Raw genomic sequence first — 628 nt, forward strand, 5'->3', positions numbered from 1 at the left:
GTTAATATGCGGCAGCATTTATCACATGCTTGATGACCTGGGCTGAACTGCGACCAGCCTTTGCTAAACGGCGATACCCATGCGCTGAACGCGCTTCAGCGCATGGGCTAATCGCCCGGAATAATCAAAAAGGGTGTCAAAAAGTGACACACCATCCAAGCTACGAAAAATTATCTTTTCAAAAGATGTGCCAAAAAGTGGAGCACTTTTCCAAAAGGTGTGTCAAAAAGTGACACACCTACAAAAAAATCAGGGGTTTTAGGGGATTTTTCCCCTAACTAGATGCATTTTGCAATGGATATACAAAATGCGTATCTAGCAAAAGACACCTAGAGAACTTTTGGGGAAGCAAAAAAAATGTGCTTATAGATATGTACATCGTAGATGGTTGTGCAAGAGGTTTGTATTGATATTGTCAATATTGGTTGACACATTTATCTCAAAGATATCACTGCCTATGCAGCCAGTCCCAGAGATTGGTAGTATCTCTGGCGCTTGATCATCGGAGGAAGCCCACCGTTAGCAGAGCAGATCCTCCTGTTATTCCAGTAACTGATGAAATATCTCCAAATGAGAACCTTCAGTTCCTCTGTGGTCATAGTTTCCGTATTGTAGCGGTCATAGAGAA

1 pseudogene is annotated in these 628 nt (G+C 42.4%); it reads right to left on the reverse strand.

The window, feature by feature from the left end:
* Positions 1 to 455 precede the first annotated feature (455 nt).
* A pseudogene (locus tag JQM82_RS16580) lies at positions 456 to 628 on the reverse strand (IS3 family transposase); the annotation flags it as partial.

Origin of the sequence: Faecalicatena contorta, assembly GCF_021531995.1 — a bacterium.
GTDB classification, from domain to species: Bacteria; Bacillota; Clostridia; order Lachnospirales; family Lachnospiraceae; genus Dorea_A; species Dorea_A contorta_A.